Below are 258 nucleotides of genomic sequence, written 5' to 3'. Positions count from 1 at the left end.
CTCCAATCCTCATGTACACGGTACATTCCGGTTGTCGCTCCCTTGCTTCCTTGAACTCTTCGCTCCTCGAAACCCAACCCTTTATTATTATCATTTTAACTCAGTTTGTAGACCTTTGTTTATACAAAACCTCCCGGTTTTGAATCAAAAAAAAGACCAACCATATCGGTTGATCTTTTGTTTGCCTAGCGACGTCCTACTCTCACAGGGACAAAGTCCCAACTACCATCGGCGCTGAAGAGCTTAACTTCCGTGTTC

Origin of the sequence: Bacillus sp. JJ1566, assembly GCF_036962685.1 — a bacterium.
Classification (GTDB): Bacteria; Bacillota; Bacilli; order Bacillales; family Bacillaceae_L; genus Ferdinandcohnia.
This window is presented reverse-complemented; position numbering follows the sequence as displayed.